This is a genomic window from Paracoccus sp. (in: a-proteobacteria), from assembly GCF_047973135.1.
Classification (GTDB): Bacteria; Pseudomonadota; Alphaproteobacteria; order Rhodobacterales; family Rhodobacteraceae; genus Paracoccus.
Genome location: NZ_JBKEBL010000227.1, coordinates 1 through 5,407, shown reverse-complemented (window position 1 = coordinate 5,407; position 5,407 = coordinate 1). Strand labels below are relative to the sequence as shown.

Below are 5,407 nucleotides of genomic sequence, written 5' to 3'. Positions count from 1 at the left end.
CTTGCCCTCGCCCTTCATGTCGTATTTGCCGCCCTTGAAATACTCGGTCGAGGCGCAATCCAGCGCCAGCATGATATCGTCACCGGGCTTGTAGCCGGCTTTCTCGACCGCTTTCAGGATGAAATCCAGCGCGTCACGGGTGCTTGACAGGTTGGGCGCAAAGCCACCCTCGTCACCGATGCCTGTGGACAGGCCGGCCGCCGACAGTTCCTTCTTCAGCGTATGGAACACCTCAGAGCCCATGCGCACGGCCTCGCGGATATTCGCGGCCGAGACCGGCATGATCATGAATTCCTGAATGTCGATGGGGTTGTCGGCATGTTCGCCGCCATTGATGATGTTCATCATCGGCACCGGCAGCAAATGCGCGCCCGCGCCCCCGACATAGCGGTACAGCGGTTGGGCGCAGGCTTCGGCGGCGGCCTTGGCCACGGCAAGGCTGACCCCCAGAATCGCGTTCGCGCCCAGACGGCCCTTGTTCGGTGTGCCGTCCAGATCGCACATCATCGCGTCGATGGCACGCTGTTCGGTCGCGTCCTCGCCAATCAGGTTCTCGGCGATCTCGCCATTCACCGCGGCAACGGCCTCAAGCACGCCCTTGCCCAGATAACGCGCCTTGTCGCCATCGCGCTTTTCCACGGCCTCATGCGCGCCGGTCGAGGCACCCGAGGGCACCGCCGCCCGGCCCATGGTGCCGTCCTCAAGCGTGACATCGACCTCGACGGTCGGGTTGCCCCGGCTGTCCAGGATTTCACGCGCGAATATGTCGATGATGGCGGTCATGAGGCCCTCCGTTGGTCTGCGTCAGTGCCTACATACGTCCCGCACGCGCGCGCCGAAAGCCGCAATTTTCACGGCAGACGGATTTCGGCCCAGATCGGCAGATGGTCCGAGGCGGCGCGCGCCGCCGTACTGCGAAAGACGCCATGGGCCAGCAGATCCAGATGATGGGACATGGCGATCCGGTCCAGCGCCAGCCGGGGCAGGGGCGCGGGATAGGACGGCCCCGGCGCGACCACCCGATAACCGGTCAGCGATTCCAGCCCCCGATCGTCGCGCCATTCGTTAAAATCGCCCATCAGGACGATATTGTCATCGGCGATCCGCGCGGCTTGCGCCGTGATCCGGGCCAGTTGCGCCCGGCGCGAGGACCGCGCCAACCCCAGATGCACCGCGATTACCGTCAGTCCGGGCAGCCGCAGCGCCACCGCCCCGCGCGGCTCCAGCCCCGGCAGGGGCAGGCGGCGGATACTGGCCTGCCGGGCCAGATCGGGGCGCATCAGGATCGTCTGCCCGTGCCACCCCAGCGAATTTTGACCCGTGGTACCGGTAATATTCGCGGGCACCAGTCCGGTTTCCGTTTCGATCAGCGCGCGGGGCAATGCCTCGGGGCGGGCGCCATAGCGGAAATCGACCTCTTGCAGGGCGATGATGTCAGGGGCCAGCTCGCGGATGACCTGAAGATTGCGCTCGGGCGCGTGGGGACCGGTCAGCCCGCGGCATTTATGAAGATTGTAACTGGCCAGTCTCAGCATGCCGCGTCCCTTGTTCGTGGTGTCGCCAAGATACCCGTGACCAAGCCCTTCGCAAGAGTGTGGCGGTTCAGGTCACGGTGATTGCCTGACGCGAAAAGGGGATTCGAGGCGGGCGATTGTCGTGATGCCTGCAGGGCCTCTGACCGGTCGTCGTCGCTACGGCAGCAATATCCGCGCCTCCGGCCTTCGGGAACGGCCATTTGTCGGGGTCGCCGGTATGATTGGCAGTTTTGACGCCTGTACTGCGGTGATACGGCAAGAAGGCCGCGCGCAGGCGCAGCATCAGCGTAAAATCAAATGGTTACAGCCTGACAGCATAATCAGAAGAAAGTCGTCAGGCTATATGTTCAGATTGTCCAATGCAAAACGAATATGGACAGGCAGAAGGCGCGGCCTGCTGCGTTCAGTCTTGTCCGGTTTCGCGCTGGAAAAGGCATTGCAGACGGGCTTTGGCATTGCCTTGCCAAGCTCGGTATCGGCACCCGGCAACAGCCCTGCCAGCCCGTTGCGCATGGCCTCCAGCCGCAGGGCCGTGGCGCGCGGCGCGTTCGGCGCCCAATCGGCGCGGGCATCGGTCAGGATTCCGGTCAGCACATCCCGCAACCGGCTACGGGCCGATGCCACCGCCCTGGCCATGGCCGGGTCTTGCAGGGCAAGGCTCACTGCCTTGATCCGCAGTCGCCAGAAGGGCCGCTCTCTGCTACAGAGCTTTCGGCGAAAAAGCAGTGCATTGCCTCGGACGGTGTTTCCCCGTCGCGGGGCATGTCATCGGCAACGCCGGCAAAGATCGCGGCCCAGGCGGTTGCGCGCAGGTCAGACCAGCCGAATACCGGTTCAGCAGGCCCGTACCCACGCCCGCCCGTTCGGTCATGGCGCGGGTTTGAACGGCAAGCAGCCCCTGTTCGACAAGCGGGGTAACGGATGCCTCAATGATCCGATCACGGATGCCGGCGGGGGGCGGGTGCCGCGACCGTCAAGGCCCATGTCGCCGACATCATTGCCGCCGGGGTCAGCGCCCGCCCTGAACCGGCCCCCGAGCAAATATCCTGACCGTGGCCATCCGGCACGCGCCATGCACTGCGCGGCGAGGCCGAGACATCGACCGAAACCTGTGCCGGGTCGGGGTGCGCGTTCATCGTGGCGCTGATGTTGCGCAAATTTGCTGATGAAATTTGCTTCCGTCAGCTTTGGCAAGGCGGTGTTCCACCGTCCCCACCGGGTGTTTGACGTGACCTTCCGAGATGATGACAGCCGGGTCCGAAAAGACCACGCGGCCAAAAACTCCGCAGTCATCAACCACGCGGCCATGAAGCTGCTCAGCCGGGCCAAAGGCCGGATGGATCGATCCGCCCCCGTTCCGGATCCTCTCCGCATGATGTTCATGTGGTTCCGCTGTGCCTTCACAATGGTTCTCTTGATCTGCTGTGCCTTCAGTCATATTATCCAGTGAACATGAAAAAACGGTTAGCGGCATTTTCAAGGAAATCCGTGGCATCATTGTGCCGTTTCGCTGCCGACCACATCCGGAGAATCCCGATCATGTCCACCGTTACCGCAACCGACGCCGCCCTTGAACTGATCGGTGAGATCGTCGCCGATCACGGGCCGGTCATGTTCCACCAATCCGGCGGCTGCTGCGACGGATCGTCGCCGATGTGCTATCCGGCGGGCGATTTCAGGCTCGGCGACCGCGACGTAAAGATCGGCGAGATCGGCGGCGCGCCCTTCTATATCTCGGGCAGCCAGTACGAGGCGTGGAAACACACCGATCTGGTCATCGACGTCGTTCCGGGCCGGGGCGGCATGTTCAGCCTGGATAACGGCCGCGAAAGACGCTTCCTGACCCGGTCCGACATGTGCGGGATCTAGGCCGCTAGCGGACCATCCGGATGCTGGAATAGGGGCCGGGATCCTTGGTATGAATGGCCATGATCGCATTCGTCCGGTCCCACGCCTCGCCATGCATTTCCGTCATGAAAATCGGCGGGCCGATAACAACCTGCCTGACGACCTGACCGTCCTTGAGAAAGATCAGAAGGGAGGAATTGTCGGTCAGCTGAGATTTGATGATATCATCCAGGGTAAAAGCTTCTCCTAGAAACCTCTGGTAACGCGAAAGCGGCATGCCTGACGAAAAGCCCCGGACTGTATCCCAGTCAAAATCTGTAACGGCTGTCAACGACAAGCGAGCCCCATTGGGGCCCGCCGCTGTGAATTCCGCGATCTGATCAAGCATGATAATATTCTCACTTGTATCTGCCGATCCGGTTTTCGCAATATTCATACTAGCGGTCATGAATATTGCGCCCAACAGTATCCTTTTCATCCAAGATGACTTACCAATAAGGCGTGTACTTTGGAGGAGCTTTATCGCTGTGTGCCGGCGGATCGTCGGCGTCCCCGGTGCTGCCCACTGGAACCTGATCTGAATAAGCAAGTTCGCCATTGCCGTCGATCACCAGCATTTCGCCATTTTCGACCGCCTCATAAATAAGCTGGGCCAGTTCCTCGTCGCTGGCATCCGGGTTCTCAGTAGCGATACGTCTGCCAACCTCGTTGTTGTACAGATCCATCGTTTCCGAATCCGCAGGATTGCCGGGTATGCCTTCGTGCGTGGTTCCGTACGCGGCGGCAAATTCCTCACCGAAATTTTTCGTCATAAGGGCATTCCAATAGGCGTGCCTGAAGGCGTCATTATGCCCGTCACCGACCCCATGGACCGGGTTGCCCTCACTATCCTCTGGCGGATAAAATTTGTGGGCCGTTTGGCCGGCAACCTTAGAGTCAGACATGAATTGATCCAGATTTTTTGGTCCACCCGGCGGCGTCAACGCGAGCTGACCAAGAAGCTTGACTTCGCCCTCAAGCATACTTCCCAGAGTTTCTTTCAGCTTGTCGAGAGGCAGCTTCTCGCCATACGGAACAGACAGATTATCAACATCAATTTTTTTGTCGTCCCTGACTTGATACTCCTTAATAAGTTCGTTGGGGTCACGACGAGGAAACTTGGGTTCTTTTCCCTTATCCTGTGGGAAGTATTTTTCAACGATTTCGTTAAGTGGGTTAGCGATGTCGTTAATTGGGTTAGCACCAGGCGGGGTCTTTTTCGGCGAATTTTTGATAAGATCGTCAACGGATTTGCTCACGTTTTGTAAATCCGCACGCTTTGCGGCGGCATTGCTATCTATTTGCATAATGATCCTCGAAATAGTATTTTGAAAAAAATAAGCTAATGAACTGTAGAATTGCGCCGTTAGGGCCGTGTTGTAAACCCATCTACGGTTGATCCAGCAAATTTCCGCCACGTCAGTTCAACCGGCTGAAACCACAAGCTTATCCGCCACAGTCCGGCCCGAACCGAGCCTGGCGGTTCCATCCCCGAAGCCTTGCAGCCGCACACAATGCTGTGACAGCCCGGCCCCTTTGCTTGGGCGGCTATCCGGGTAAGGTGCCGGTATGCTTGGAATCGAACTTGCCTCTGCCGCCTTTCTGCCTGCTGCCCTTGTCGCCCTGCTGGCGGGGCTGCTGTCCTTTCTGTCGCCCTGCGTGCTGCCGATCGTGCCGCCCTATCTGGCCTATATGACCGGGGTGAATGTCAGCGGGCTGAAAGCCGGGGAACGCAGCGCCGTGCTGCCTGCGGTGTTCTTTGTGCTGGGGCTTTCGACCGTGTTTCTGGTCATGGGCTTTGCGGCATCGGCGTTCGGGCGGGCGTTCCTGCAATATCAGGATGTTCTGGCCAGGATCGCCGGGGCGATGGTCATCGTCATGGGGCTGCATTTCCTGCATGTGATCCGCATTCCGGTGCTGGATCAAGAGGCGCGGATAGATGCTGGCAAACAGGATGGCGGCGCGTTCGGGGCCTATCTTCTGGG

Annotated in this window: 9 protein-coding genes; 3 read left to right on the top strand and 6 right to left on the bottom strand. The window is 60.0% G+C overall.

Annotated features, from left to right (window positions below):
• From eno to ACK5L9_RS16895, 4 genes are all read right to left on the bottom strand, one after another.
• Positions 1-783, bottom strand: a 783-nt coding sequence (gene eno / locus ACK5L9_RS16910) for a phosphopyruvate hydratase (protein ID WP_416912625.1), incomplete at its 3' end; no start/stop codon positions are given.
• A 68-nt stretch (positions 784-851) separates the two neighbouring features.
• Entirely contained in the window at positions 852-1,535 is a 684-nt protein-coding gene (locus tag ACK5L9_RS16905; protein ID WP_416912624.1) for an endonuclease/exonuclease/phosphatase family protein, read from the bottom strand.
• Positions 1,536-1,874: 339 nt separating this feature from the next.
• Positions 1,875-2,261: a TetR family transcriptional regulator C-terminal domain-containing protein gene (locus ACK5L9_RS16900; protein WP_416912626.1), complete on the bottom strand. Its 387-nt coding sequence runs from the start codon at positions 2,259-2,261 to the stop codon at positions 1,875-1,877.
• Positions 2,262-2,473: 212 nt separating this feature from the next.
• A complete protein-coding gene (locus tag ACK5L9_RS16895) occupies positions 2,474-2,671 on the bottom strand; it encodes a hypothetical protein (RefSeq protein WP_416912623.1) in 198 nt (65 codons plus the stop codon).
• A gap of 29 nt (positions 2,672-2,700) precedes the next feature.
• On the opposite strand from ACK5L9_RS16895, the gene ACK5L9_RS16890 reads away from it, so the two are divergent.
• The gene (locus tag ACK5L9_RS16890; RefSeq protein WP_416912622.1) at positions 2,701-2,985 is read left to right on the top strand and encodes a hypothetical protein; all 285 of its coding nucleotides are present in this window, start codon (positions 2,701-2,703) and stop codon (positions 2,983-2,985) included.
• Positions 2,986-3,074: 89 nt separating this feature from the next.
• A complete protein-coding gene (locus tag ACK5L9_RS16885; protein ID WP_416912621.1) occupies positions 3,075-3,404 on the top strand; it encodes a DUF779 domain-containing protein in 330 nt (109 codons plus the stop codon).
• Positions 3,405-3,408: 4 nt separating this feature from the next.
• Here the strand turns inward: ACK5L9_RS16885 and ACK5L9_RS16880 are convergent, their stop codons facing one another.
• Both ACK5L9_RS16880 and ACK5L9_RS16875 read right to left on the bottom strand, forming a co-directional pair.
• Complete coding sequence (locus ACK5L9_RS16880) at positions 3,409-3,771, bottom strand: hypothetical protein (RefSeq protein WP_416912620.1); 363 nt, start codon at positions 3,769-3,771, stop codon at positions 3,409-3,411.
• A gap of 100 nt (positions 3,772-3,871) precedes the next feature.
• Positions 3,872-4,729 (bottom strand): DUF6973 domain-containing protein, encoded by an 858-nt coding sequence (locus ACK5L9_RS16875; RefSeq protein WP_416912619.1) that lies wholly within the window; start codon positions 4,727-4,729, stop codon positions 3,872-3,874.
• Positions 4,730-4,991: 262 nt separating this feature from the next.
• Here ACK5L9_RS16875 and ACK5L9_RS16870 point away from each other — a divergent pair.
• On the top strand, positions 4,992-5,407 hold a 416-nt coding region (locus ACK5L9_RS16870), incomplete at its 3' end, for a cytochrome c biogenesis CcdA family protein (RefSeq protein ID WP_416912618.1).